We start from the raw sequence: 23187 nt of genomic DNA, 5'->3' as shown, positions 1-23187 counted from the left end.
CCGGCCCACCGATCGAGGTCGACGAGCCGGCCGCGGAACCGCCACCGCCACCGTAGCCGCCCGCGCCGCCCGTTGTTGCTCCGCCAGCATTGGCGCCGCCCCCGCCACCTCCGAAACCGCCCGCGCCTCCGGCCACGGGGCCCCCGTTGGACGAACCGCCGCCTCCGCCGCTGGCGAAACCACCCGCACCACCGGTCTGGGGGCCATTGCCACCATGATGTGCCCCGCCGCTTGGACCGCCGCCAGCCCCCGAACCGTTGTCGTCCGAGCCGACAAACAATCCACCGCCTCCTCCCGGCGTGTAAGGCGCCGACTTGCCACCCATGCCTCCGCCTCCCCCGACCTGCGATGGATTATCCAGCACGCTTCCTCCTTTGGCCTGGGTATTCGAGACGGCGACATTGGCTAAGGTCAGCGCACCGTTACTCGACACGAAGATGGCGCCGCCCAGGCCGGCACCTGCACCGGCACCCAAGCCCGCCCCGCCTTGCGCAACTGCATCGGCGATGGCGAGGTTCTTCAAGGTCACCGCATAAATCGAGCCCGTCGTGCCGGCATCGCCGATGAAGAACGGCCGATAGGTGCCGGCGCCGCTGATCACCGGGTTGTTGCCGTTGCCATCGATAGTGATGTTCTTGGTGATGACCGGCAGCTCGCTCGCCAGCGTGATGGTGCCGCCGACCTGAAACTGGATGGTGTCGCCACTGGTGGCGCTGGCGATCGCCGCGCGCAGGCTGCCGGCGCCGCTGTCGGCCGTTGAGGTCACCAGCAAGGTCGCTGCGCCCGCACCCGAGATCGAGAGAATTCCGACGGCCAGGGCAGCCCAAACGACAATCATGGTGCGCAATACGGATCGAATGGTTTTGCGCGGTTCGGTTGAAAGATAGTTTTGCGAATTCAGTCCAACTGTCATGATCGTCCTGCAAGCCTGCGCGACAGGCCATTCCGACGCGATGGCTAGCAGACCGCCTGACGACGCGATGTGCCCGCCGTCTCATCAATTGAAATCGGGCAGACATGATGCAGACACGCCACAGGCGAGCTTTGTTTCGCTGTAACAATCGGGAAACGAAGGCAGCTTCGCTTGCGAAATGCAGGATGGTTCGGCTAGATCCCGTTGTGGTGAAGTCGTCCCGGTCGTTTGCCTACAGGGACGCCGTGAAGCGAACGGTGCGACGTTGAACGAAAGCATGCCGCAAGATCCCGGACGGGGCTTGCAGGCCCTGGCCCGTATGCGGGCGGAAACGCGCGACATCTGCGATGTCATTCCGCTCACCGCAGAGGAAGATTTCCACGTCACCACCGCCACCATGATGAGCAGCAATGCGGTGCTGCTCGATTCCCGCATCACCGACGTGGAATATGCGCGGACGCCCGCCCATGTCGCGCGCGGCGTTCTCAATCATTATCAGATCAGCCTCTGCATCGACGGCGAGATGCGGTTCAGCTCCGGCCGGCGGGACGTCACGATGCGGCCGGGCGATATTTGCCTGATCGACATGGCCCAGCCCAATCACACGGTCCTGCGCGGCGGCGGCGACCGGACGCGGCTGATGGCGCTGATCCTCCAGCGCGCCATGCTGGCTCCGAGGTTGGCGCATCCGGACTCGGCGACGGCGATCGTGCTGTCCGCAGATCATCCGCATGCGCGACTGATCGCCAGCCATTTCGCCGAGCTCGCCGTGAGTGCGCGGCCCGGCGTCCCGAGTGTCGACGCCACGGTCGAAGCGATTGCCGATCTCGTGGCCGCGGCCGCCGGCGGCACGGCCAACATCGTCGCGGGCGTCGACCGTGCCGAGCGCCATCTCTACCTCGCGATGATCAAGCGCCACATCGCCGAGAATCTCGAGACCGACCTGCTCACGGCTACCGAGCTCTGCCGCCAGTTCGGGATCTCCCGCGCGACGCTCTATCGCCTGTTCGAGGCAGACGGAGGGCTGGCTCATTACATTCGCGAGCAGAGGCTTAATCTGGCCTTCCAGAAGATGATCTCGCAGACAGAAGCCGACAAGCGGCTGATGAATCTGGCGATCAGCATGAAGTTCAGCAGCGACTCCACCTTCATTCGCGCATTCCGCCGCAAGTTCGGCCTCACGCCCGGCGAGCTGCGGGAGCTGGCCGACACATGGCTGCGCGAGACCGGAGCGGTGCCGGCCATCGACACTGTGCTGCACCAACTGGCCCGGCAGCGCGCAGCGCAGCCCTAATCAGTCAGCCCAACCCTTCCGTCCCATCTGCTGCGCTGCCAGCTTCTCTTCGGCGGTGCACGCAGCTTTCCGAAGTCCGAGAGAGCGTCTGCATATTTGCTGCGCTGCGACACGCGACGACTATGCGACTCCTGCAAAACAAAAGCTCGCCGACATCAAAAATGCGACATCGCGCAGCTTGTCGGATGCCGGCAATGCGTCCAGACTGTGATGAAAGTCGCTGGAATGCGGCATACCCCCAGCGGTTAAAAACGAAGCGCACCGAAACGCGTTCGAACAACCAGGCCGCCAGGGAGGACGTCCATGACTGCAAAGTCTCAAAAGAGCAGAACAACTCGTCGCAAATTCCTGCTGACCGCCGGCGCGGCCGGCGCTGCCACCATCGCCATGCCGCAAGTCAGCCGCGCGCAAACGGCGACCCTGAAGATGCAGGGCTCGTGGGGCAAGGCCGATGTCTTCAACGAGATGGCCGAAGATTATGTGAAGCGCGTCAACGAAATGGCCGGAGGTCGACTGCGCATCGACTATCTGGTCGGCGGCTCGGTCGTGCATCCGTTCCAGGTTTTCGATGGCGTTCATGGCGGCCAGCTCGACGCAGCACACACGGTCACCGTCTACTGGTACGGCAAGCACAAGGCCGCCTCGCTGTTCGGTACGGGCCCGGTGTTCGGCTTCAACGCCAACGAAGGCCTCGGCTGGATCCACAATGGCGGCGGCAAGGAGCTGTTTGAGGAGCTCCAGACCAAGATCATGAACGTCAACATCAAGAGCTTCTTCGCTATGCCGATGCCGACCCAGCCGCTCGGCTGGTTCAAGAAGCCCATCACCAGCGCGGATGACCTCAAGGGCTTGAAGTATCGCACGGTGGGCCTGGCCGCCGATCTCTTCCAGGCGATGGGTGCATCCGTCGCGCAGCTACCCGGCGGCGAGATCGTGCCTGCGATGGAGCGCGGCGTGATCGACGGGTTCGAGTTCAACAATCCGACCTCGGACCGGCGCTTCGGCGCACAGGATGTCGCCAAGAACTACATGATGGGCAGCCATCATCAGGCGACGGAATATTTCGAGATCATGTTCAACCGGACGAAATTCAACACGCTGCCGAAGGAACAGCAGGCGATCCTGCAATACGCCGCCGAAGCTGTGTCCTCCGCCAACGAATGGAAAGGCATGGATTATTATTCCAAGGACCTGCAGGAGCTGATCAACAAGGACAAGGTCAACGTCATGCGGACGCCGAAGTCGGTGTTCGACGCGCAGATCAAGGCGTGGGATGGTCTGATCGCCCAGCTCGGATCGGATCCGTTCATGAAGAAGGTCATGGACTCGCAGAAGGAATGGGTGCGCCGCGTGGTCTACTACAACATGAACAACGCGACGGACTACCGCGGCGCCTTCGAGCATCACTTCCCAGGCGTGCTCAAGGTGTGACGGCTGTCGCGGCGCATCGCGTGAGGTCGTATCGTGAGGGGCGGCGCAATTGAAGCGCCGCTCGCGAGTCGGGAGGGGGACATTCGAATGTACTGCTCGCAGCGAGTTCAGCTCGCATGACGAAATTCCTGTTCTTCATCGATGAGCTCAGCACGTGGGTCGGCAAGGCGTTCGCCTGGCTGATTCTCGTCCTCACCCTGAGTGTCAGCTACGAGGTATTCGTGCGCTACGTGCTGCGTGCGCCGACCACCTGGGCTTTCGACATCAGCTACATCACCTATGGCGCGATGTTCCTGATGGCCGGCGCGTACACGCTCTCGCGCAACGGCCATGTGCGCGCCGACGTGGTCTACCGCCTCTGGTCGCCGCGCACCCAGGCGATGATGGACCTCGTCCTGTATATCCTGTTTTTCCTGCCGGCGATCGCCGCGCTGATGTATTCGGGCTGGAACTACGCCCAGATGTCGGTTCGCTTCCGCGAAGTCAGTATCTTCAGTCCGGCCGGTGTGCCGGTATTTCCGTTGAAGGCGCTGATCCCTCTCACCGGTTTCCTCCTGTTTCTGCAAGGGTTCGCCGAAATCATTCGCTGTGTGCTGTGCATCCGCACCGGCCGATGGCCGCAACGCCTGCACGACGTGGAAGAGACCGAGAGCCTCGTCATCCGCGAACATCAGCAGCAAGCGGCTGAGCCGCAGAGCGAGAAGGGACCAGGCGCATGACCGATCCTCAACTCGGCATGCTGATGCTGGGCCTCTTCATCTTCATCATCATGCTCGGCTTCCCGATCGCGTTCACGCTGATGGCGATGGGCGTCTCGTTCGGCTACTATGCCTACTACACCCCCGGTCAGGACTTCTTCCAGAACCGCATCTTCACGCTTCTGGTGCAGAAGACGTTCGAGGTCACATCCAGCGATGTGCTGGTCGCGGTTCCGCTGTTCCTGTTCATGGGCTATTTGATCGAGCGCGCAAACATCCTCGATCGCCTGTTCTACTCGCTTCAGTTGTCGATGAAGAACGTGCCGGGCGCGCTGGCGGTGGCAACCCTGATCACCTGCGCGATGTTCGCGACCGCCACCGGCATCGTCGGCGCGGTTGTCACGCTGATGGGCCTGCTGGCCTTGCCGGCGATGCTGCGCGCCGGTTACGACGTCAAGCTGTCGGCAGGCGTCGTCTGCGCCGGCGGCTGCCTCGGCATCCTGATTCCGCCGAGCATTCTGCTGATCGTCTACGCGGCGACCGCCGGCGTTTCGGCGGTCAAGCTTTACGCGGCCGCTTTCTTTCCGGGGTTCCTGCTGGCGGGGCTCTACGTCCTCTATGCGATGGCGCGCGCGATCATCAATCCCGCGCTCGCGCCGAAGCTGCCGCCCGAGGAGACCAACGTGCCGCTCGGCACGGTGATCTGGGCGCTCGCCACGTCGTTCCTGCCACTCGCGTTGCTGATCGTTTCGGTGCTCGGCGCGATCCTGTTCGGGCTGGCAACGCCGTCCGAGGCGGCCGCGGTGGGCGCGCTCATGAGCATCGTTCTGGCCGCCGCCTATCGTTCGCTCAACTTCACGATGATGCGCGAATCGGTCTATCTGACCGTTCGTGCCACCGCGATGGTCTGTTACCTGTTCATCGGGTCGTGGACGTTCTCCGCGGTGTTTGCCGTCCTCGGCGGACAGACCGTTGTCGAGCAGTTCTTCGCCGCGATGAACCTGTCGCCGATCGGGTTCCTGCTGTTGACCCAGGTGATCATCTTCCTGCTCGGCTGGCCGCTGGAATGGACCGAGATCATCATCATCTTCGTGCCGATCTTCCTGCCGCTGCTGCCCCAGTACGGCATTGATCCGATCTTCTTCGGCATCCTGGTGGCGCTGAACACGCAGACCGCGTTCAACACGCCGCCGGTCGCGATGGCGGCCTTCTATCTGAAGGGCGTGGCGCCGCCTCAGGTGAAGCTGACCGACATCTTCTCCGGCGCGCTTCCCTTTGTCGGCCTGGTCTTCTTCACAATGGCACTGGTCTACATCTTCCCGGGGATCGCGTTATGGTTGCCCACCTATCTCTATGGATCGCGATGAGCGCACCCGGTAAACCGCCGAAAGGCCGCGCATGAGTCTCAACGCGCTCGGCCTCATGGAAGCTGCGGCCGGAATCCGCGACGGCCGGCTCAGTTCGGCGGAGCTCGTCGGCGACTGCCTCAAGCGCATCGACGAGGTCGATCGCGATATCCAGGCGTGGGCGTTCCTCGATCGCGACCACGCGATGCGGCAGGCCGAGGCCGCTGACGATCATCGTCAGCAGGGCAAGGCCACAGGCCCGCTGCATGGCGTGCCCGTGGGCATCAAGGACATATTCGACACCGGCGACATGCCGACGGAATTCGGATCAGAGCTGTGGGCCGGACGCACGCCGCGGCGCGATGCGGCGGCCGTGGCGCGCCTGCGCGCGGCCGGCGCCGTAATCCTCGGCAAGACGGTGACCACCGAGTACGCGTACTACAATCCGGGCAAGACCCGAAATCCGCACAACCCAAATCACACGCCGGGTGGATCGTCCTCGGGCTCCGCCGCAGCCGTCGCGGCGCTGATGGTGCCGGGTGCCATCGGCTCGCAGACCAACGGCTCGGTGATCCGTCCTGCCGCCTTCTGCGGCGTGGTCGGCTTCAAGCCCTCGCATGGCCTCATTCCGCGCAGCGGCGCGCTCGAATTGTCGCGCACGCTCGATCATGTCGGCGTGTTCGGGCGCAGCGTGGAGGACGCGGCCCTGCTGGCCGAGGTCATGGTCGACTTCGACCGGGAGGATTTGGACACGCGGCCTGTTGCGCGCCCGCCATTCTCTGCGGTAGCGGCGAGCGAGCCGCCGTTGCCGCCGCGATTTGCCCTCGTGCGCTCTCCGGCCTGGGATCAGGCCGAGCCGGTGACGCATGAGGCCTTTGCTGAACTCGTCGAGGCTTTGGGCGAGGCGTGCAGCGAAGTCGAGCTTGGGCCGAGCTTCGATAGAGCCGTCGATATGCACCGTATCATCATGGAAGTTGATATGGCGCACAATCTGCGGCGCGACTACCAGCGAGGCCGCGACAAGCTGAGCACGCATCTACGCCAGGCGATCGAGCGCGGCCGCGCGCATCTCGCGGTGGATTATTGCAGCGCTCTGGCCGGGATTGCGCCGCTCAACCAGGCTCTGGACCACATTTTCGACGAGTACGACGCCGTCCTGACGCCTGCGGCGCCGGGTGCGGCGCCCGGCATTGAAACCACCGGCAACCCGGTTTTCTGCACGCTCTGGACCTATCTCGGCGTACCCGCCATCAGCCTGCCATTGATGCGTTCCGAAGCCGGTCTTCCGCTGGGCGTCCAGCTCGTCGGCCGCCGCGGCAACGATGCCCGCCTCTTGCGCACGGCGTGCTGGCTCGCCAAGAATATCGGGCGCACTCGTGGCAGCGGTCGGCGCAACGTCCCGAGCGCCGGGTCGAACACGGCTCCCGGCGCGGAGAAAAGGAAAGTGCGATGACCAATCTGATCACCGGCCTCATCGGCCTCGCGCTTATGATGACGTTTCTTGGAATCCTGGTGGTCTGGATCAAGGCCATCCCGCTCATCGTCATTGTGGTTAGCGTGGTGATCCTGGCAGTGGTCGATTTCGTCCATTCACTGAAGACGACGAACGGCACGCCTCGCTGAGCGCCGGCGCAAAATCGGCCTCGCGCGGCACCATCAGGCCAGATGGCACGCCACGAAGTGCCCGCCCGCCCCCTCCTTCAGCACCGGCGCGCTCTCCGCGCAGCGCGGTTGGGCGATCGGGCAGCGGGTGTGGAAGTGACAGCCCGACGGCGGCTTCATCGGGCTCGGCACGTCGCCCTTGAGGCGGATGCGCTCGCGCTTCAGCTTGGGATCGGGCACCGGCACCGCCGACAACAGCGCCCTGGTGTAGGGATGCTGCGGATTGCGGTAGAGATCGCTCGCCTTCGCCAGCTCGACGATGCGGCCGAGATACATCACAGCGACGCGATCTGAGATGTGCTCGACCACCGAAAGATCGTGAGCGACGAACAGATAGGTCAGGTTCAACTCGGCCTGGAGGTCCTCCAGCAGGTTGATGACCTGCGCCTGGATCGAGACGTCGAGCGCGGAGACCGGCTCGTCGCAGACGATCAGCTTCGGCTCGACCGCGAGCGCGCGGGCGATGACGATGCGCTGGCGCTGGCCGCCGGAGAATTCGTGCGGATAGCGCCGCATGTGCTCCCCCTTCAGCCCGACCTTGACCAGGAGGCTCGCGACGCGCTCCTCACGCTCCTTCGTGGAGGAGGCGAGATTGTGGATGGTGAAGGCCTCGCCGAGAATCGCGCCGACCGTCATGCGCGGATTGAGCGAGGCGAACGGGTCCTGGAACACCAGCTGCATGTTCCGCCGCATCGCGCGCAGATCGTTGCCGCCGAGCTTGCGCACGTCCTGGCCGTCGAAGGTGACCTCGCCGTCGGTTGGCTCGATCAGGCGCAGCACGCACCGTCCCGTCGTCGACTTGCCGCAGCCGGATTCGCCGACGAGACCGAGCGTCTCGCCGCGATTGACCGAGAACGACACGCCGTCGACTGCGTAGACGGTGCCGACCTGGCGCGACAGCAGACCGCCCAGCACGGGAAAATGTTTCTTCAGGCCGCTGACGCGCAGCAACGGTTCGCTCATGCCGCGCCTCCCAGGCTGGTATCTCCCAAGTGACAGGCCATGCGGTGGCCGGGCGAGACCTCGCGCAGGAGCGGCTCCTTCTCGGTACAGACGTCCATCGCGAACTTGCATCGCGCCGCGAAGCGGCAGCCGACCGGCGGATTGATCAGGATCGGCACCGATCCGCCGATCGCCTCCAGCCGGGTCTTGTGCTCGCTGTCGAGGTCGATGCGCGGGATCGAGCGGATCAACCCTTGCGTATAGGGATGGCGCGGATCGCCGAAGAGGTCGTCGACCAGCGCCTCCTCCACCACCTTGCCAGCATACATCACGACGACGCGCTGCGCCGTCTCGGCGACGACGCCCATGGCATGGGTGATCAGCATCACCGCCATGCCGAAGCGGTTCTTCATGTCCTGCAGCAGGTCGAGGATCTGCGCCTGGATGGTGACGTCGAGAGCGGTCGTCGGCTCGTCGGCGATGATCAGCTTCGGCTTGCAGGCCAGCGCCATCGCGATCATGACGCGCTGGCGCATGCCGCCGGAGAACTGGTGCGGATAATTGTGCACGCGGCCTTCGGCGTTCGGAATCTGCACCAGCTTCAGCATCTCGATGGTGCGCTCGAGTGCCTGCTTCCTGGTCACCGCCTCGTGCCGTCGCAGGCTCTCGGCGATCTGCTCGCCGACGGTGAGCACCGGATTGAGCGAGGTCATCGGCTCCTGGAAGATGAAGCCGATCTCCTTGGCCCTGATCTCGTCGAGCTGATTGCTCGTCAACGGGACGAGATCGCGGCCCTCGAAGATGATCTGGCCCGCGGCGATCCGCCCCGGCGGCATTGCGATCAGCTTCAGGATCGACATTGCGGTGACGGTCTTGCCGCAGCCGGATTCGCCGACGACGCAGAGCGTCTCGCCCTTGTTGATGGAAATGTCGACGCCGTCCACGGCCTGGAGGATGCCGTCGTCGGTGGAGAAGTGGGTTTTGAGGCCCTTGATCTCGAGCAGCGGCGCCATCAGATCACCCGTCGCGCATCGAGCGCGTCACGCAGGCCGTCGCCGATGAAGTTGATGGCGACCACCGCGACGAAGATCGCGCCGCCCGGAAACAGCGCCCAGTGCGGGCCGATGTCGAGAAAATCCTTGGCGTCGTACAGCAGCCGGCCCCAGGTCGGCGTATCCGGCGGAAAGCCGAGGCCGAGGAACGACAATGTGGATTCGGCGATGATGGCGGCCGCAACGTCGATGGTGCCGGCGATGATCACCGGACCCAGCGCATTCGGCAGAATGTGCTTGACCACCTGTCGCAGCGGACTTGCGCCGAGCGCGCGCGCCGCTTCGACGAACTCCTTTTCGCGGATGGACAGAAACTGCGCGCGCACGAGGCGCGCGACCGGCATCCAGCGGAGCCCTCCGATCACGAGCACGATCAGGATGAAGATGCCGCCCTCCGGCCCGAACATCTGCTTCAGCCCGTCACGGAAGAGATAGATGAGCAGGAGCAGCAGCGGCAGTTGCGGCAAGGACAGGAACAGGTCGGTGAGCCACATCAGGCCGTGTCCGAGCGCTCCGCGCGACATGCCGGCGAGCGCGCCGATCAGCACTCCGACAAAGACCGAGACCAGCATCGCGGCGAGGCCGACCGCGAGCGAGATGCGCCCGCCATAGATCATGCGGGCAAGGATGTCCTGCCCGAGATCGTCGGTGCCGAACGGATGGGCCAGCGACGGCCCCTGCAAGCCTGCGACGATGTCGATCTCGTCGATCTTGACCCGCCAGATGAACGGACCGAATACCACCGCCAGGACCAGAACCAGGAGCAGAAACGCGCTGACCACGGCGAGCTTGTGGCGGCTGTAGCGTCGCCACGTCTCGCGCCAGGGCGAGTAGACGCGCCGCTCAGCGGAGGGAGATGCGAGGGTCAAGCCAGCCATAAAGAACGTCCGCGATGAGATTGAACAGCACGACGAGGCACGCGAAGACGAAGGTGACCGCCATCACCACCGGCGTATCGTTGGAAAGGATGGAGGAGATCAGCAGCGAGCCGATGCCGGGAATGCGGAAGATCTGCTCGGTGACGATGGCGCCGCCGAACACCGCGGGCATCTGCAGCGCAATGAGCGTCACCACCGGGATCATGGCGTTGCGCATCACATGCTTGACGATGACCTTGGCCTGACCGAGGCCCTTGGCCCGCGCCGTCGTGACGTAGTCGAGCCGGATCACGTCGAGCATCGCCGAGCGGACGAAGCGCGTCATCGACGCCGCCTGGAACAGGCCGAGCACCGCGACCGGCATGATCGCCTGCCGGATCATCTCCAGCACCCAGCGGATGCCGGTCGCCTTGATGTCGGTCGTGTAGACGAACGGCAGCCAGTCCAGCGTGACCGAGAAGATCAGGATGAACAGGATGCCGGTGAAGAAGGTCGGCAGCGAGAAGCCGACGAAAGCGAGCGTATTCGCGATCTGGTCGAACAGCGAATACGGCTTGGTGGCGGCATAGACGCCGACGGGAATCGCGATCAGCAGCGCCAGGATCTGCGCCGAGCCGATCACATACAGCGTGGCCGGCAAGCGTTGGAGGATGAGCGTGTCGACGTCCATGCGGCTGACGAAGGAGAAACCCCAGTCGCCGTGCAGCATGGCGTTGAGCCAGTGCAGGTAACGGAGGTAGATCGGATCGTCGAGCCCGAACTTGGCCCGAAGTGCGGCCTGCACTTCGGGCGGCACGTTCGGGTTGGTCGCCAGTTCCGAGAACGGGTCGCCGGGCGCCAGCGCGAGCACGACGAACAGCACGAGCGAGATGGCCAGCAGGCTCGGAATGGCGATCAAAAGGCGACGCAGGACGTACTGACTCATAGGGAGGGCCCCCGTCTAGCCTGCGATCAAGCCTCCCGGTACCAGTCCTGGATGTTGTCAGTCTCGTTCGCCCAGCCGCTCAGCGCTGGCCTCAGGGTGTTGGCCGCGGCTTCCACCTTAAGGCGGTGCATCACCGGAATGAACACGGTGTCCTGCCAAAGCAGGTCGTTGCACTTGATGTAGAGCGCGGCGCGCTTGACCGGATCGGTTTCGGTCTCGGCCGCCGCAATGGCGGCATCATAGTCTTTGTTGACATATCGCGGGAAATTCTGCCCCTGCCACTTGTTCTCCTTGGTGGCCACGTTGGCGGAGATGTAGCGGCGCATGTGCAACGCCGGATCCGGCTGCGTCATCGGGATCTGGAACTCCTCGATGTCGGCATAGAATTTGGGGTAGGTGTCGGGGTTGGCAACGTCCGACGAGAAGAACACCGAGGCAACGACCGACTTCAGCTCCACATCGATGCCGGCCTTCTGGCAGGCCTGCTTGACGATCGCCTGGGTCTTCTGGCGCGGACCGTTGGTCGATGTCTGGTACAGAAGTTTGAACTTCTTTCCGTCTTTCTCGCGGATGCCGTCCGATCCGACCTTCCATCCAGCCTCGTCGAGCATCTTCGACGCCTTCTCGATGTTGAACTCCCACGTGGTGTTCTTGGAAACGAATTTTTCGGGACCGTTGAGGTAGTTGGCGGTGGTGCGGCCTGCACGACCGTAGATCGCCTTCTTGACGGACTCGCGGTCAACCAGCAAGGCAAGTGCCTTCCGCACATTCGGATCCGAGAGGATCGGATGCTTGGTCTTCATCGAGGAGCGCTCGCCGTCGACCTCGGTGTGCGGATCGGTGAAGTTGATCGCAATGAACTCGATGTCGCCGCCGGTGGCGTAGAGCGTCTTGCCCTTGCCGCCCTTCTCCAGACGAAGCAGCACGTCGTCCTCGACCTGCATGTTCCAGGCGAAATCGAACTCGCCGGTCTGGATCACTGCCCGCGCAGCGGAAACGGCATCGCCGCCGCCCTTCATCTCGATCGTGTCGAAATGCGGCCGGTTGGGCATGTGGTAGTCGGGATTGAGCTGCCCGCGGACCACATCGCCCGGCTTGAACTCGACGAATTTGTAGGGGCCGGTGCCCACGGGGGCCAGATTGTTCGGCGCCTCGCGGGACTTCGAGCCCTTGTAGTCCGCGAACAGATGCTTGGGGAGAACGCAGCCATATGCGCCGACGAAGGCATTTGCCCAGAACGGCGTCGGAGTCTTGAACAGGATGCGAATCGAAAGATCGCTCACCTTCTCGACCGTGATCTGACCGTAGGTGCTGACGCTGACGGCGGCCGTGGCGGGATCGCTGGCATATTCCCAAGTGAACACGAAGTCGTCGGCAGTGAGCGGTTTGCCGTCGTGCCATTTGACACCCGGCTTGATTTTCCAGACCACCGATTTGGCATCGGCGGCGAGACCACCGTTTGCAACCGAGGGAATCTCTGCGGCCAGAATCGGATTGAGATTGCCGTCGGCGTCCCAGCTTGCGAGCGGCTCGTAGAACAGCCGCGACCCGTCCTGGTCCTTGGTGCCGGTCGCAAAATGCGGATTCAGCAGCGTCGGCCCCTGCCACCACAGCAGCTTGAGAGGGCCGCCGCCCCCGCGCTTGGTCGGCTTATAGACAGCGGGGCTCTGCGCCATGGCGACGCCGCCAAGCGCGAGAATCTGGTTGGCCAGGGGCGCGGTGAGACCAACGGCGGCCATGCGCTGGATGAAGGCGCGGCGGTCGATCCGCCCGTCCTTCACCTGGCCGATCATCGAACGCAGTTCTTTATCCAGCATGGTTTCCCCCGTCTGGTTCCCGGTATGGATGCAGGCGGCCGCGAGAGGCGACCGCCGGGTTTGGCTGGTGGTAGATGGCACACCGAACGGGGTGCACGTCAACTGGGACCGTGTGTATGCAAACGGTCTTCTGGCTGCGCGTTGGGCAAAACCGCGTTCCGCAGCCCATCCGTTCGGCAATCCGGCATCAAAACGCGCCGGATTGCGCGCTGCACTGCGGAAAATTTGTTCGCTGCATCAGACGAAGTATCGAGGCAGGACGCTACGCCACGGACATGTCGAGCGGCGGCGCGACGTGATCGGGCAGAGGACAGACATACGGCGTCCTCGCCGTCCGTCTCTTCAGGTCCGCCTTGGCGGCCTTGATCAGCTCCGGGTCGGTGAGCGCCTTGATGCCGAGCCCGGCCATCGCCTTGGCCGCCTGCACCATGGCCTTGTGCGCATGCGGGCTCTTGCCCTGGGCCACCACCTGCCAGGTGTGGAAGGGCGTGCCGATTGCAACCGTCGGTGCGTGCACCTGCACGGTCGGCACCACCCAGCTCACGTCGCCGACATCGGTCGAGCCGACCAGCGGGTTGCGCTTGGCGTCGAGCGGCACGAGGAAGTCGGCCAGCGGCCGATCGGTCGGCTCCATGCCGATCGCGTAATAGACCGACGAAATGTCCTTGTCGCTCAGCGTCGCACGGATCTGGCTGGCAAAACTCTTGTCCGCATCATCGAAATGCGGCGGTCCGAGTTCTTCCATCACCTGGTGCAGCGCCAGTTCCAGCGGCGCGTTCGGCAGGATGTTGGAGACCGCGGAGATGATCTTCATCTCTACCTTTGTCTCGGTCATCAGCGCGGCGCCTTGCGCGATCTTGGACACGCGCTCGACCAGCTCGTTCATGCCGGGAAGATCGCGGGCGCGGATCGAATAGCGCACGCGTGCATGCGCCTGCACCACGTTGGGCGCAATGCCGCCGGTGTCGAGCAGGGCGTAGTGCACGCGCGCATCGCTCGGCATGTGCTCGCGCATGTAGTTCACGCCGACATTCATCAATTCCACCGCGTCGAGCGCGGAGCGGCCGAGATGCGGCGAAGCCGCCGCATGCGAGGTCCTACCGGTGAAGGTGAAATCGGCGCGCGTGTTGGCGAGCGAGGGCGTCACCGCGACTTCCCAGAAGCTGTGCGGATGCCAGGTGACGGCGACGTCGGCATCTTCGAACGCACCCGCGCGCACCATGAAGGCCTTTGCCGCGCCGCCTTCTTCCGCAGGGCAGCCGTAATAGCGCACGCGGCCGGGCACCTTGTTCTCGGCCAGCCAGTCCTTCACCGCTGTCGCGGCGAGGAGCGCGGCGGACCCGAGCAGATTGTGACCGCAGCCATGGCCATGACCGCCGGTCTCGATCGGACGGTGCTCGGCAACGCCCGCCTCCTGGCTGAGGCCCGGCAGCGCGTCATATTCGCCCATGAAGGCGATGACCGGACCGCCCTCGCCCCACTCGCCCATCAGCGCGGTCGGGATGCCGGCGACGTTCTCGGTGATGCGGAATCCCTGATGGCGCAGCTCGGCGAGATGCTCGGCGGCAGACCGCGCCTCGGTGTAGCAGACCTCGGGCATGCCCCAGACCCTGTCGCTGAGGTCGATGAAACGTGCCTTGATCGTGTCGATGCCACGCCAGATGTCGCTGCGGTTGTCCATGCTCGTCGTCCGTGATCCCAGGGTCAAACGAAGCCGCAATGGTTAGCAGCTTCGTTTCATGCCTCCTAGCATCTCGCCGGACAGCAGCCATGCGGCGCATGCCGGATCGAGGGTTGCCTGCCACCCGTGCACGAGGTGCTCCCGTGCCTTTCGAAGATTTCACCCGGCGTTCTCACGAATAGTTGGCAACGAGGCTTTCAAGACGGCCTCCTCCGGCCTAAATTATGGGTGCTTCGCGCCTCGCTCTGGAGCAATCTCGGAGCGACGCACCCAGCCAGGAGAACTCCATGCCCGCTCTGACCGAATGGAGAGTGCCGCCGGCCAATCAGCCGCGTGCGAGCGACTACGGTTTCGATCTCGACCGCGCGCTCGGCTCCGTCGTCGGCCTGCACGCCATCATCCCGCCCGACGCCTTCAGCGCCGAGACGCTGGGCACCGAACGCGCCGGCAACGGCGTCGTGATCGACGACGGGCTGGTGCTCACGATAGGTTATCTCATCACTGAGGCAGAGTCCGTCTGGCTGCACCGTGCCGACGGACGCGTGGTGGAGGGTCATGCGCTCGGGTTCGATTCCGAGACCGGGTTCGGCCTCGTTCAGGCGCTCGGCCGGCTCGACATCGAACCCTTGCCGATCGGCTCATCGGCGGCGACCCGGATCGGCGACCGCGTCGTGGTCGGCGGTGCCGGCGGTCGCACGCGCTCGGTCGCAAGCCAGATCGTGGCCAAGCAGGAATTCGCCGGCTACTGGGAATATCTGCTGGACGAGGCCGTCTTCACCTGCCCCGCACATCCGAACTGGGGCGGCACGGCGCTGCTCAACGAGCGCGGCGAGCTGATCGGCATCGGCTCGCTCCAGCTCGAGCGCGAACGCGACGGCAAGGCCGAGCACGTCAACATGATCGTGCCGATCGATCTCCTGAAGCCCATCCTGGAAGACTTGCGCAAATTCGGCCGCGTCAACAAGCCGGCACGGCCCTGGCTCGGGCTCTACTCGACCGAGATCGACAACCGCGTGGTGGTGATCGGAATCTCCGCGAACGGCCCGGCCGCCCGCGCCGAGCTCAAGACCGGCGACGTCATCCTCGCCGTCGACGGCGAAAAGGTCACGAGCCAGAGCGCCTTCTACAAGAAGATGTGGGCGCTCGGCCCCGCCGGCGTCGACGTGCCGCTGACCGTTCACCATGAGGGCGTCACCTTCGACGTCGCGGTGACCTCGACCGATCGCTTCAAGCTCCTGAAGGCGCCGAAGCTGCACTGATCTCGAGGCTTGAGGACGCGGGCAATGACCGAGGCCGTGGTGGACGACATCGTGGCCGTGCTGCCGCCGCTGCTCAATGCACTGGAAGCACTCGGCTTCTTCCAGCGGCATTTGCACCCGCCGGCGTTTGCCTCCGTAATGAACGCGATCGGCACACCGGACGAAGCGCTGCAATCGGCACGCGCGGCGATCGGCGATTGGCCGGAGCAGTTCGCCGGCCTGCGCGCGCGGCTCGACGCCGCCTGCAACGAGACGCTCACCGCCTTTGCCGGCATTCGTGAGGTCGAGCGTGGCAATGGCGATCTCGTCGCCGTCTTCCGCGCGCTGCGCCATGTCCCGCGCGCGCAGGAGGCGCTCTATCCGCTGGCGGTGCAGTTTCCGCCCGTGAGCAGCTTCTTTCTGAACGACGCCAATCGCGAGAATCAAGACCTGCTGTCACGACTGGAAGCCGGCGCGGGCGAGCACACCGGCATCTTCCACGATCACAACGAGCCGGGCAGCCGCGGCGGCTTCTCGGTCTATGTCCCCGAATACTACACGCCCGATCGCGCCATGCCGCTGGTGATGGCGCTGCATGGCGGCAGCGGCAACGGGCGCGGCTTTCTGTGGAGCTGGCTGCGCGACGCGCGCAGCCTTGGCGCAATCCTGGTGGCGCCGACCGCGACCGGCCCGACCTGGGCTCTGATGGGCGACGACACCGACACGCCCAACCTCATGCGCATCCTCGAGACGGTGCGCGGCCGCTGGAGCATCGACGCCTCGCGCATGCTGCTGACCGGCATGAGCGACGGCGGCACCTTCTGCTACGTCACCGGCCTCGACGGCGCTTCGCCGTTTACCCACCTTGCGCCTGTTGCGGCGACCTTTCATCCGCTGATGGCGGAAATGGCGGATGCCGCGCGCCTGCAAGGCCTTCCGGTGTTCATGACTCACGGCAAGCTCGACTGGATGTTTCCGGTGCAGACTGCGCGGCAAACGCAGGCCACGCTGTCCGCAGCCGGCGCCGATGTGACCTACCGCGAGATCGACGACCTCAGCCACACCTATCCGCGCGAGATCAATGCGGAGCTGCTGCGGTGGCTGAACGGCGCATGAACGACCGCTCCTTGGATGCGCCGCATGGCCGCGGAACCATCACTCCGGGCCGACGTTATCGCCCGTCACCGGAGGTTCGCCATGCAGACTATTTTCGGAATGATCCTGGGCGCACTGCTGCTCGCGGGCGGCGTCTACGTCTATGACTCCATGCAGACGTCGTCGGTCGCCAGGGGCGATGTCGCGAGCACCAATCGCACCATCGTGAACTGGGATGTCGCCAAGGCCGATTGGGACGCGCTGCGCGACCGCGCGCACAAGGACTGGGTCCGCATCTCGTCGAAGTAACGACGCTTCATCATGAACAAGGCGCCGTCGCGAAACCCGCGGCGGCGCCTTTGTGTCGGGCAATGAATCCCCGGCTCACTTCATCTTGGCCTTGCGGGCGTCGGCGATGACCTGCTCGAACTCCTTCATGCTGAGCACGCCGGGGACGCGATACTTGCCGACGATGAAGGCCGGGGTGCCATTGAAACCAAAGGCCTCGGCCTGCTCGTTGTTTCGCTTGAGAATGGCGTCGATGTCCTTGGCGCGGCCGGCGAGGTCGCGCTTCAACCGGTCCATGTCGACCCCGGCAGCCGCAAGCAGTTCGTTGACGCGCGGCTCGGTCAGACGCGAACTGACTCCCATCATGGCGTCATGGGCCGGGAGGTACTTGTCCTGGAATTTCGCCGCCAGCGCGGTCCGCGCCGCCGTGACCGACACCGGCCCGAGGATCGGCCAGTCCTTCATCACCAGCCTCACCTTGCCGTCGTCCTGCACGACCTGACGCAGCTCGGGCTCGAGCTTGCGGCAATAGGGACAATTGTAGTCGGACCATTCGACGATCGTGATGTTGCCGTCGGGATTGCCTGCGACCGGGGTATCGGGATCGCGCAGCACCTTGGCTTCGGTCAGCACCTCGTCATCCCCGGTCGCCGCGCGCGCAAGTTTGATCCCGCTCGCTGCGACGGCGCCCGCTCCGATCAACGTCAGCGCCGCACGCCGGGTCGGCACCAGGCGGCTCTTGTTCCCAAATTCGGTCATATCTCGTCCCGTTTCGGCCCCATCACCGCAGATACGGCTCAGGACCAGGAATTGTTACAGACATATAGAGTGTCGCGGCAGCGATGTCATCGCACCAGCAGCGTGACTGCCAACGGGCCCTTGCTCGCCGTCTCGACACCGTCATTGCGCAGCGCGCCCGCGCGCGACGGCTTCGCCGATCAATTGACAGAGCAGGATGAGGCCGAGACTCGCAAGCATGGCCATCGCATCAATGGATGCGTTGGCACGCTTGTCAATCGCCGCTATGCGGCGGGCGGGCGCGGCACGTCCGAGGCCGCAATGCGGGGCAGCATCGCCATCAAGGTTCCGGTCATGGCCGCAATCAGCGTGGTCTTGCCGTCATGCTCGGCAAACGCCTTGGCCTCGCAGAAGGTCAGCGTGCGGCCGGGCTTGACGACTTCGGCCCTGAAGACAAATCGCTCGCCCCGGGCCGGCGCAAGCAGCGTGGTCTTGAACTCGACGGTGAGGATGTCGGCCTCGCGCGGCATCAGAGTGAAGGCGGCGACGCCGCAGGCATTGTCCAGGCCTGCCGTGATGATGCCGGCGTGGACAAAGCCGTTCTGCTGCGTGAAGGCGGATGCATAGGGCATCGCCAGTTCGACCCGGCCCGGCGCCAGATCGACGATCGAAATGCCCAGCGTGCGCATCGCCGGCTGGGCGGCGAACATCGCGGTCGCGTCGGTGTTGTAGTCGGGGTTTCTCGGCTCGAATGTGCCCATCGCTCAAGCCTCCGCCGGCTCGGAAAGCTGCTTCACGGCGATCGCCCGGATGGTATCGGCGAATGGTGCGGACTTCCGCAATTGACGGTCCATGTGCACGCCGGTGATCTCGCACGTCGCCGCGAGTTCGCCGGTCTCGGCATTCGTCATGTCGTGCCGGAAGCGGATCGACTTGTCGCGTAGCTCGAGCAGATGGCTGCGGATCTCGACGATGTCGCCGGCCAGCAGCTCGCGCCGGTAGGCGATGGTCTGCTGCACGGCGGCCATGCCGCGGCCGGAGCTGCGCAGATAGCTCGGCGTCAGGCCCAGGCGGGCGAACAGATTCCAGTTGGCCTCGTCGAACTTGCCCACATACCACATGATGTTCATGTGCCCGACGTGATCGCATTGCCACGGATAGACCGTGCCGCGATAGGTCGCCTCCTGCTCCATCACTTCCTCCCGCAATTTCGTCCTTGATCGTTGATACGGTAGCGTATCAAACCCGTATCGCGATAGCAATACGGTACCGTATCAAGAGCTGGTGAGGCTTCCTTCATGAGTGACGGCAAGGGCGATGTCTGGGTCGAGGCAGGCTTTGCCGAGCTCGCCCGCGCGGGGGTCGAGGGCGTGCGGGTCGAGGTGCTCGCCAAGAATCTCGGCGTCACCAAGGGCGGCTTCTACCGCCGCTTTGCCGACCGCGCCGCGCTGCTCGCTGCCATGCTGGAAGGCTGGCGCGAGGGACGCGTCGCCGCAATCGCGCAGCAGACGAGCCTGCAAGGACAAGAGCCCCGCGAGCGCTTGAAGGCGCTGATCCAGCTCTATTCCGAGCGGCTCAATCCGGAAGGCATGGCGATCGAGCTCGCGATCCGGCAATGGGCGCGCTCGGACGAGAGCGCCGCGGCGGCGGTGGCGAGCGTGGACGCGGCACGTCTCAAGCACGTCGGCGAACTCTATCGCGCGACCGGCCTTGCGGCCGAGGAGGCCGAAGCGCAGGCCTTCCTGTTCTACTGCTTCATCTTCGGCCAGAGCCTGCTGTTCGTCGAGAGCGGTCCGCGCAAGCGGTCGCAGCTCGTGGCGAAATCGGCCGAGAGGCTGCTCGGCTAGACTCAATGGCCGGAGCGCTGCTCCGGCCATTTATCAGTTCGAAGCTCAGGCAGCGCCCTTCAGCTTCTTGGTGCATTCGCTGTAATAGCCGCCGCCCTTCTGGATCCACTTCAGGCCGCCATTGCCGTTGGTGGTCTTGTTGGCGTTGTACTGGTCGACGCAGGTGTGCAGACGCGCCTTGCCGGGGGTCTCCTTGGCATATTTCGGATCGACCGCGTTCGGATAGACCGCCGGTCCGGCCGGCAGGGCTGGCGCGGAGGCGGGTGCCGCCTCCTTCGCCGCCTGCTTCGGCTCGGCAGGCGCAGCGGGAGCGGCCGCGGTCGGCGCAGCGGCGGGCGCCGCAGCGGCGCCGCACTGGGCCTTGCGGAAGTCATTCCACTTCATGGTGCCGAGCGAGCCGTCCTTCTTGGCCGCCTGATACTTCGCGCCGCATTCCTGCGCGGTCAGCGCCTGCGCCGGCGCACTCGCCACCAATGCAGCGACGGCGGACGCCGCAATCGCACACAACAATTTCGTCTGAATGGTCATCCCTGGGTCTCCTCCTTGATCTTCCCGGACGGAAGCGAAACGAGGATTGCTATCCTAGCGTGTCGGCCGCTTGCGACAAGGATGCGATGCGTTGCGCCGGCAAAATATAGTGATCCCGCCGCTCAACTCATTCATGCCGCGTTCAGCAATGCGGGCCGACGTTCCAGCCCTTCTCAATTCTCGCAAGCAGAGTGCCACACATGACCTTCACGTCTCGCCTCGCCGCCGTCGCTCTCGCCACCCTGCTCGTCACCGGCACCGCGTTCGCGCAGACCGCCGCGCCGGCGGCAAAGAGCGATCCGAAAGCCGATGCCGCCACCGCCGACAAGAAAGCATCGATGCAGCGTTCGGCCGAGTCGCTGGAGTGCTCCAGGCAGGCGGACGCCAAGGGGTTGAAAGGCAAGGAGCGCAAGAAGTTTCGCCGCGAGTGCAAGAAGGAAGCGAGGGCCGGCACGGCCGCTCCAGCCGCGCCCGCCGCCGACAAGAAGTAAGTCCGTCACGATCCCTTGCGAGCATCCGTGAGAGGCGCGCGCATTGCGGCATGACGAGCCTGCAATTGTGCGCCTCTCGCCGATTTGCGATAAGGCGGCGTGAAGCAGATCACCGCCTCCCTTCCATTCGAGTGGCCGAGCCGTGCCGAGATCTTGAGCACGCTGGAGACGCTCGTCATCGGCACCGCCGGCGGCCTGGTGTTTCTCGTCGCGAATCTTCCCGGCGGGCTGATCTCGGGATCGATGATCGCGGTCGGTATCGCCGCGATCGCCGGCCGCCGGTTGTCGCTGCCACCGCTCCTGACCCAGACCGTGCTGGTGCTGCTCGGCATTTCGCTGGGCTCGGTCGTCTCGCGCCATTTGCTGCAGCAGGTCGGCGCCTATCCCCTCACCATCGGGCTGCTTGCGCTCGCCACCTTCTGCTCGACGTTCGGCTCGAGCTATTACCTTCAGCGCATCCATGGCTGGGACCGCACCTCGGCTTTCCTGGCCGGCAGCCCCGGCGCGCTGTCGCAGATCACGATGCTCGCGGTCGAGCGCGGCGCCGACCTGCCGGGCATCGCCGTGGTGCAGACGATGCGCGTCATCATCCTCACCGCCGCGCTGCCGATGGTGCTGGCCCTCGCCGGCGTCGCCCCCTCTGTTGCGCCGTCGCTCACGACGACGACGATCGCCTCGCCGCTCGAGCTCCTCGAGCTGGCCGCGGCGTCACTGGCCGCCGCGCTCGTCTTGCGGCTGATCAAGTTTCCGGCGAGCTGGATGTTCGGCGCGATGATCGCCTCCAGCGTGCTCCACGGTGCCGGATGGGTCGAGGGCGGCCTGCCGGACTGGGTGCGCGGCGCGGCGCTGGTCGGTATCGGCGCGCTGATCGGCAGCCGCTTCGCGCGGATGCAGATCAGGACGCTCGCCGGTCACCTCCGCGCGGCTCTGGGTTCGTTCACGGTCGCCATCGCCGTTTCCGCCATCTTCGTCGGCATCGTGGCGCTGACCACGCAGGCGAAATTCTCCGACATCGTCGTCGCCTTCGCGCCGGGGGCGATGGATGCGATGCTGGCGCTGGCGCTGACGTTGCACATCGACCCGATCTTCGTCGGCGCCCATCATTTGTCGCGGTTCGTCTTCGTGACGATCGCGACGCCAGGCATCGTGCACCTGTTCGGGCGCACGCAGGACGACGTGGATGATTAGGCCTTAGCGCTTCGCCGTCCGCGCGAATCCCCAGGCGGCGATCGCGGCCATCAGCAGCGAGATCAGCACGTTGTAGCCGGCAAGCGACAGGCCGAGGAAGCGCCACTGCACCTCGTCGCAGCGCACCACCTTCACGGTGTCGAGCTTCGAGAGCAGATCCGCCGCGCTGCCGAGATTGACGACGGGACCGGAGCAGTCGGTCGGCCCTTTCCAGAAGCCCCATTCGACGCCGGAATGGTAGATGCCGAGGCCGGCATTGGCGAGCGTGGCCAGCGCGAGGATCGCGAGTCCCGCGAGCAGCAGCGACCGCGGCGCGCCGCTCTTCGCCGCAAGCGCCGTCAGCGCTCCGAGCGGGATCGCGAGGTAATAGGCGTAGCGCTGCTCGAGGCACAATGGACAGGGCAGGATCTCCAGCACGAGCTGGAAGAACCAGGCGCCCGCGATCGTGACTACGGCGATCAGCGTGACGAGCAGCGAGGCGGTCAGCGCGGGGCCGGCGCTGGCCGGCTTGAACGCGGGTATCGCGGCACTCTGGGTCGTCACGGCAGCCTCGTTCCGGTGGGTTGCAACGCTAAGCCTCTAGCCCCGGCCCATGCCGCTGTCGAGAACGGCCGGGATCACTTTGGCGCGGGTTGACCTCGCTTTGCCCATGGCTATAGTCCGCCGGCTTCGCGACGCCGCATCACGGCCGACCGAGGGCCCCTGTGGCGGAACTGGTAGACGCGCTCGACTCAAAATCGAGTTCCGCAAGGAGTGCTGGTTCGATTCCGGCCAGGGGCACCACGCTTCGCCCTTCGGGCTTCGCGTGGCGCGGCCATGCGAGGCCGACCGGCGAAACGTGTCCGTCCGGCGAAGACGGACTGGTTCAGCAACTCAGGCCAAGACACGCCAACACAGCCTCGCGGCGCATGACGCCCGAGTCCTTTGCTTCTCTCGACGCCCCTTCGTTGGAAAGGGCGCAGGGAAGGCCGGGCGCCGGCTGGCACCCGCGGTCCGCTGTGCGCAAATTGCGCGAAGACAGATGCACAGCGGCATACAGGGCAGCCCGGACATCCCGGCCTTTCCCTGCGCAGTGGTTTGACGGCTTATGGCGCGCTCTCCCCGGGGAGCGATGCACTATTGCCCCCGTCGCCTT

The 23187-nt window shown here is 65.0% G+C and carries 23 protein-coding genes, 1 tRNA gene and 1 pseudogene; 13 read left to right on the top strand and 12 right to left on the bottom strand.

Annotated elements, in window-relative coordinates; genetic code table 11:
• A pseudogene (locus AX729_RS39720) lies at window positions 1-913 on the bottom strand (autotransporter domain-containing protein); the annotation flags it as partial.
• A gap of 277 nt (window positions 914-1190) precedes the next feature.
• On the opposite strand from AX729_RS39720, the gene AX729_RS17925 reads away from it, so the two are divergent.
• The 6 genes from AX729_RS17925 to AX729_RS39715 all read left to right on the top strand — a co-directional run bounded on the left by AX729_RS17925 (window position 1191) and on the right by AX729_RS39715 (window position 7305).
• Window positions 1191-2207, top strand: a complete 1017-nt coding sequence (locus AX729_RS17925) for a helix-turn-helix domain-containing protein (protein ID WP_197433617.1) — start codon at window positions 1191-1193, stop codon at window positions 2205-2207.
• Window positions 2208-2510: 303 nt separating this feature from the next.
• Window positions 2511-3638, top strand: coding sequence for a TRAP transporter substrate-binding protein (locus tag AX729_RS17920; RefSeq protein ID WP_061025366.1), 1128 nt, complete (start codon window positions 2511-2513; stop codon window positions 3636-3638).
• Between the two features lie 116 nt (window positions 3639-3754).
• Window positions 3755-4357: a TRAP transporter small permease subunit gene (locus tag AX729_RS17915; protein ID WP_061025364.1), complete on the top strand. Its 603-nt coding sequence runs from the start codon at window positions 3755-3757 to the stop codon at window positions 4355-4357.
• Window positions 4354-5703, top strand: coding sequence for a TRAP transporter large permease (locus AX729_RS17910; RefSeq protein WP_061025362.1), 1350 nt, complete (start codon window positions 4354-4356; stop codon window positions 5701-5703). Before AX729_RS17915 ends, AX729_RS17910 begins: the two co-directional genes overlap by 4 nt.
• A gap of 31 nt (window positions 5704-5734) precedes the next feature.
• Complete coding sequence (locus AX729_RS17905; protein WP_061025360.1) at window positions 5735-7135, top strand: amidase; 1401 nt, start codon at window positions 5735-5737, stop codon at window positions 7133-7135.
• Window positions 7132-7305 carry a hypothetical protein gene (locus tag AX729_RS39715; protein WP_156457029.1) on the top strand — a complete coding sequence of 58 codons (174 nt, stop codon included), beginning with the start codon at window positions 7132-7134 and terminating at the stop codon, window positions 7303-7305. The genes AX729_RS17905 and AX729_RS39715 overlap by 4 nt, the downstream gene beginning before the upstream one ends.
• 33 nt (window positions 7306-7338) lie before the next feature.
• Here the strand turns inward: AX729_RS39715 and AX729_RS17900 are convergent, their stop codons facing one another.
• From AX729_RS17900 to AX729_RS17875, 6 genes are all read right to left on the bottom strand, one after another.
• Window positions 7339-8307 carry an ABC transporter ATP-binding protein gene (locus AX729_RS17900; protein ID WP_061025358.1) on the bottom strand — a complete coding sequence of 323 codons (969 nt, stop codon included), beginning with the start codon at window positions 8305-8307 and terminating at the stop codon, window positions 7339-7341.
• The gene (locus AX729_RS17895; protein ID WP_061025356.1) at window positions 8304-9299 is read right to left on the bottom strand and encodes an ABC transporter ATP-binding protein; all 996 of its coding nucleotides are present in this window, start codon (window positions 9297-9299) and stop codon (window positions 8304-8306) included. The genes AX729_RS17900 and AX729_RS17895 overlap by 4 nt, the downstream gene beginning before the upstream one ends.
• Window positions 9299-10216, bottom strand: coding sequence for an ABC transporter permease (locus tag AX729_RS17890; RefSeq protein ID WP_061025353.1), 918 nt, complete (start codon window positions 10214-10216; stop codon window positions 9299-9301). The genes AX729_RS17895 and AX729_RS17890 overlap by 1 nt, the downstream gene beginning before the upstream one ends.
• On the bottom strand, window positions 10182-11141 hold the full coding sequence (locus tag AX729_RS17885) for an ABC transporter permease (protein WP_061025351.1): 960 nt from the start codon (window positions 11139-11141) through the stop codon (window positions 10182-10184). The genes AX729_RS17890 and AX729_RS17885 overlap by 35 nt, the downstream gene beginning before the upstream one ends.
• A 26-nt stretch (window positions 11142-11167) precedes the next feature.
• Window positions 11168-12958, bottom strand: a complete 1791-nt coding sequence (locus AX729_RS17880; protein ID WP_061025349.1) for a peptide ABC transporter substrate-binding protein — start codon at window positions 12956-12958, stop codon at window positions 11168-11170.
• A gap of 262 nt (window positions 12959-13220) precedes the next feature.
• On the bottom strand, window positions 13221-14639 hold the full coding sequence (locus AX729_RS17875) for a M20 family metallopeptidase (RefSeq protein ID WP_061025347.1): 1419 nt from the start codon (window positions 14637-14639) through the stop codon (window positions 13221-13223).
• Between the two features lie 287 nt (window positions 14640-14926).
• On the opposite strand from AX729_RS17875, the gene AX729_RS17870 reads away from it, so the two are divergent.
• The 3 genes from AX729_RS17870 (at window position 14927) to AX729_RS17860 (ending at window position 17281) form a co-directional block, all read left to right on the top strand.
• A complete protein-coding gene (locus AX729_RS17870) occupies window positions 14927-15898 on the top strand; it encodes a S1C family serine protease (RefSeq protein ID WP_061025345.1) in 972 nt (323 codons plus the stop codon).
• A 24-nt stretch (window positions 15899-15922) separates the two neighbouring features.
• Window positions 15923-16993, top strand: a complete 1071-nt coding sequence (locus AX729_RS17865; protein ID WP_061025343.1) for a carboxylesterase family protein — start codon at window positions 15923-15925, stop codon at window positions 16991-16993.
• 81 nt (window positions 16994-17074) lie between these two features.
• Window positions 17075-17281, top strand: a complete 207-nt coding sequence (locus AX729_RS17860) for a hypothetical protein (RefSeq protein WP_061025341.1) — start codon at window positions 17075-17077, stop codon at window positions 17279-17281.
• Window positions 17282-17356: 75 nt separating this feature from the next.
• Here AX729_RS17860 and AX729_RS17855 read toward each other — a convergent pair whose 3' ends face one another.
• The 3 genes from AX729_RS17855 to AX729_RS17845 all read right to left on the bottom strand — a co-directional run bounded on the left by AX729_RS17855 (window position 17357) and on the right by AX729_RS17845 (window position 19191).
• Complete coding sequence (locus AX729_RS17855) at window positions 17357-18019, bottom strand: DsbA family protein (protein ID WP_061025340.1); 663 nt, start codon at window positions 18017-18019, stop codon at window positions 17357-17359.
• A 263-nt stretch (window positions 18020-18282) separates the two neighbouring features.
• The gene (locus tag AX729_RS17850; RefSeq protein ID WP_061025337.1) at window positions 18283-18759 is read right to left on the bottom strand and encodes a PaaI family thioesterase; all 477 of its coding nucleotides are present in this window, start codon (window positions 18757-18759) and stop codon (window positions 18283-18285) included.
• A gap of 3 nt (window positions 18760-18762) precedes the next feature.
• Window positions 18763-19191, bottom strand: coding sequence for an acyl-CoA thioesterase (locus AX729_RS17845; protein WP_061025335.1), 429 nt, complete (start codon window positions 19189-19191; stop codon window positions 18763-18765).
• A 105-nt stretch (window positions 19192-19296) separates the two neighbouring features.
• Here AX729_RS17845 and AX729_RS17840 point away from each other — a divergent pair, with 105 nt between their 5' ends.
• A complete protein-coding gene (locus AX729_RS17840) occupies window positions 19297-19845 on the top strand; it encodes a TetR/AcrR family transcriptional regulator (RefSeq protein ID WP_061025332.1) in 549 nt (182 codons plus the stop codon).
• Between the two features lie 45 nt (window positions 19846-19890).
• Here AX729_RS17840 and AX729_RS17835 read toward each other — a convergent pair whose 3' ends face one another.
• The gene (locus AX729_RS17835) at window positions 19891-20373 is read right to left on the bottom strand and encodes a hypothetical protein (RefSeq protein WP_061025331.1); all 483 of its coding nucleotides are present in this window, start codon (window positions 20371-20373) and stop codon (window positions 19891-19893) included.
• Between the two features lie 200 nt (window positions 20374-20573).
• On the opposite strand from AX729_RS17835, the gene AX729_RS17830 reads away from it, so the two are divergent.
• Both AX729_RS17830 and AX729_RS17825 read left to right on the top strand, forming a co-directional pair.
• Window positions 20574-20864 carry a PsiF family protein gene (locus AX729_RS17830; RefSeq protein ID WP_061025329.1) on the top strand — a complete coding sequence of 97 codons (291 nt, stop codon included), beginning with the start codon at window positions 20574-20576 and terminating at the stop codon, window positions 20862-20864.
• A 99-nt stretch (window positions 20865-20963) separates the two neighbouring features.
• Window positions 20964-22052 (top strand): AbrB family transcriptional regulator, encoded by a 1089-nt coding sequence (locus AX729_RS17825; protein WP_061025326.1) that lies wholly within the window; start codon window positions 20964-20966, stop codon window positions 22050-22052.
• Between the two features lie 3 nt (window positions 22053-22055).
• On the opposite strand, the gene AX729_RS17820 is transcribed toward AX729_RS17825, so the two are convergent.
• Complete coding sequence (locus tag AX729_RS17820; protein WP_061025324.1) at window positions 22056-22595, bottom strand: disulfide bond formation protein B; 540 nt, start codon at window positions 22593-22595, stop codon at window positions 22056-22058.
• Window positions 22596-22750: 155 nt separating this feature from the next.
• On the opposite strand from AX729_RS17820, the gene AX729_RS17815 reads away from it, so the two are divergent.
• Window positions 22751-22835: transfer RNA gene (locus AX729_RS17815), tRNA-Leu, on the top strand.
• Window positions 22836-23187: the final 352 nt, after the last annotated feature.

Origin of the sequence: Bradyrhizobium sp. CCH5-F6, assembly GCF_001556045.1 — a bacterium.
Taxonomy (GTDB): domain Bacteria; phylum Pseudomonadota; class Alphaproteobacteria; order Rhizobiales; family Xanthobacteraceae; genus Bradyrhizobium.
This window is presented reverse-complemented; position numbering and strand designations above follow the sequence as displayed.

What these genes read in the sequence shown, in the direction of transcription:
- AX729_RS17925 (WP_197433617.1), top strand. Translation starts at nt 1,191, where the DNA reads ATGCCGCAAGATCCCGGACGGGGCTTGCAGGCCCTGGCCCGTATGCGG.
- AX729_RS17920 (WP_061025366.1), top strand. Translation starts at nt 2,511, where the DNA reads ATGACTGCAAAGTCTCAAAAGAGCAGAACAACTCGTCGCAAATTCCTG.
- AX729_RS17915 (WP_061025364.1), top strand. Translation starts at nt 3,755, where the DNA reads ATGACGAAATTCCTGTTCTTCATCGATGAGCTCAGCACGTGGGTCGGC.
- AX729_RS17910 (WP_061025362.1), top strand. Translation starts at nt 4,354, where the DNA reads ATGACCGATCCTCAACTCGGCATGCTGATGCTGGGCCTCTTCATCTTC.
- AX729_RS17905 (WP_061025360.1), top strand. Translation starts at nt 5,735, where the DNA reads ATGAGTCTCAACGCGCTCGGCCTCATGGAAGCTGCGGCCGGAATCCGC.
- AX729_RS39715 (WP_156457029.1), top strand. Translation starts at nt 7,132, where the DNA reads ATGACCAATCTGATCACCGGCCTCATCGGCCTCGCGCTTATGATGACG.
- AX729_RS17900 (WP_061025358.1), bottom strand. Translation starts at nt 8,307, where the DNA reads ATGAGCGAACCGTTGCTGCGCGTCAGCGGCCTGAAGAAACATTTTCCC.
- AX729_RS17895 (WP_061025356.1), bottom strand. Translation starts at nt 9,299, where the DNA reads ATGGCGCCGCTGCTCGAGATCAAGGGCCTCAAAACCCACTTCTCCACC.
- AX729_RS17890 (WP_061025353.1), bottom strand. Translation starts at nt 10,216, where the DNA reads ATGGCTGGCTTGACCCTCGCATCTCCCTCCGCTGAGCGGCGCGTCTAC.
- AX729_RS17885 (WP_061025351.1), bottom strand. Translation starts at nt 11,141, where the DNA reads ATGAGTCAGTACGTCCTGCGTCGCCTTTTGATCGCCATTCCGAGCCTG.
- AX729_RS17880 (WP_061025349.1), bottom strand. Translation starts at nt 12,958, where the DNA reads ATGCTGGATAAAGAACTGCGTTCGATGATCGGCCAGGTGAAGGACGGG.
- AX729_RS17875 (WP_061025347.1), bottom strand. Translation starts at nt 14,639, where the DNA reads ATGGACAACCGCAGCGACATCTGGCGTGGCATCGACACGATCAAGGCA.
- AX729_RS17870 (WP_061025345.1), top strand. Translation starts at nt 14,927, where the DNA reads ATGCCCGCTCTGACCGAATGGAGAGTGCCGCCGGCCAATCAGCCGCGT.
- AX729_RS17865 (WP_061025343.1), top strand. Translation starts at nt 15,923, where the DNA reads ATGACCGAGGCCGTGGTGGACGACATCGTGGCCGTGCTGCCGCCGCTG.
- AX729_RS17860 (WP_061025341.1), top strand. Translation starts at nt 17,075, where the DNA reads ATGCAGACTATTTTCGGAATGATCCTGGGCGCACTGCTGCTCGCGGGC.
- AX729_RS17855 (WP_061025340.1), bottom strand. Translation starts at nt 18,019, where the DNA reads ATGACCGAATTTGGGAACAAGAGCCGCCTGGTGCCGACCCGGCGTGCG.
- AX729_RS17850 (WP_061025337.1), bottom strand. Translation starts at nt 18,759, where the DNA reads ATGGGCACATTCGAGCCGAGAAACCCCGACTACAACACCGACGCGACC.
- AX729_RS17845 (WP_061025335.1), bottom strand. Translation starts at nt 19,191, where the DNA reads ATGGAGCAGGAGGCGACCTATCGCGGCACGGTCTATCCGTGGCAATGC.
- AX729_RS17840 (WP_061025332.1), top strand. Translation starts at nt 19,297, where the DNA reads ATGAGTGACGGCAAGGGCGATGTCTGGGTCGAGGCAGGCTTTGCCGAG.
- AX729_RS17835 (WP_061025331.1), bottom strand. Translation starts at nt 20,373, where the DNA reads ATGACCATTCAGACGAAATTGTTGTGTGCGATTGCGGCGTCCGCCGTC.
- AX729_RS17830 (WP_061025329.1), top strand. Translation starts at nt 20,574, where the DNA reads ATGACCTTCACGTCTCGCCTCGCCGCCGTCGCTCTCGCCACCCTGCTC.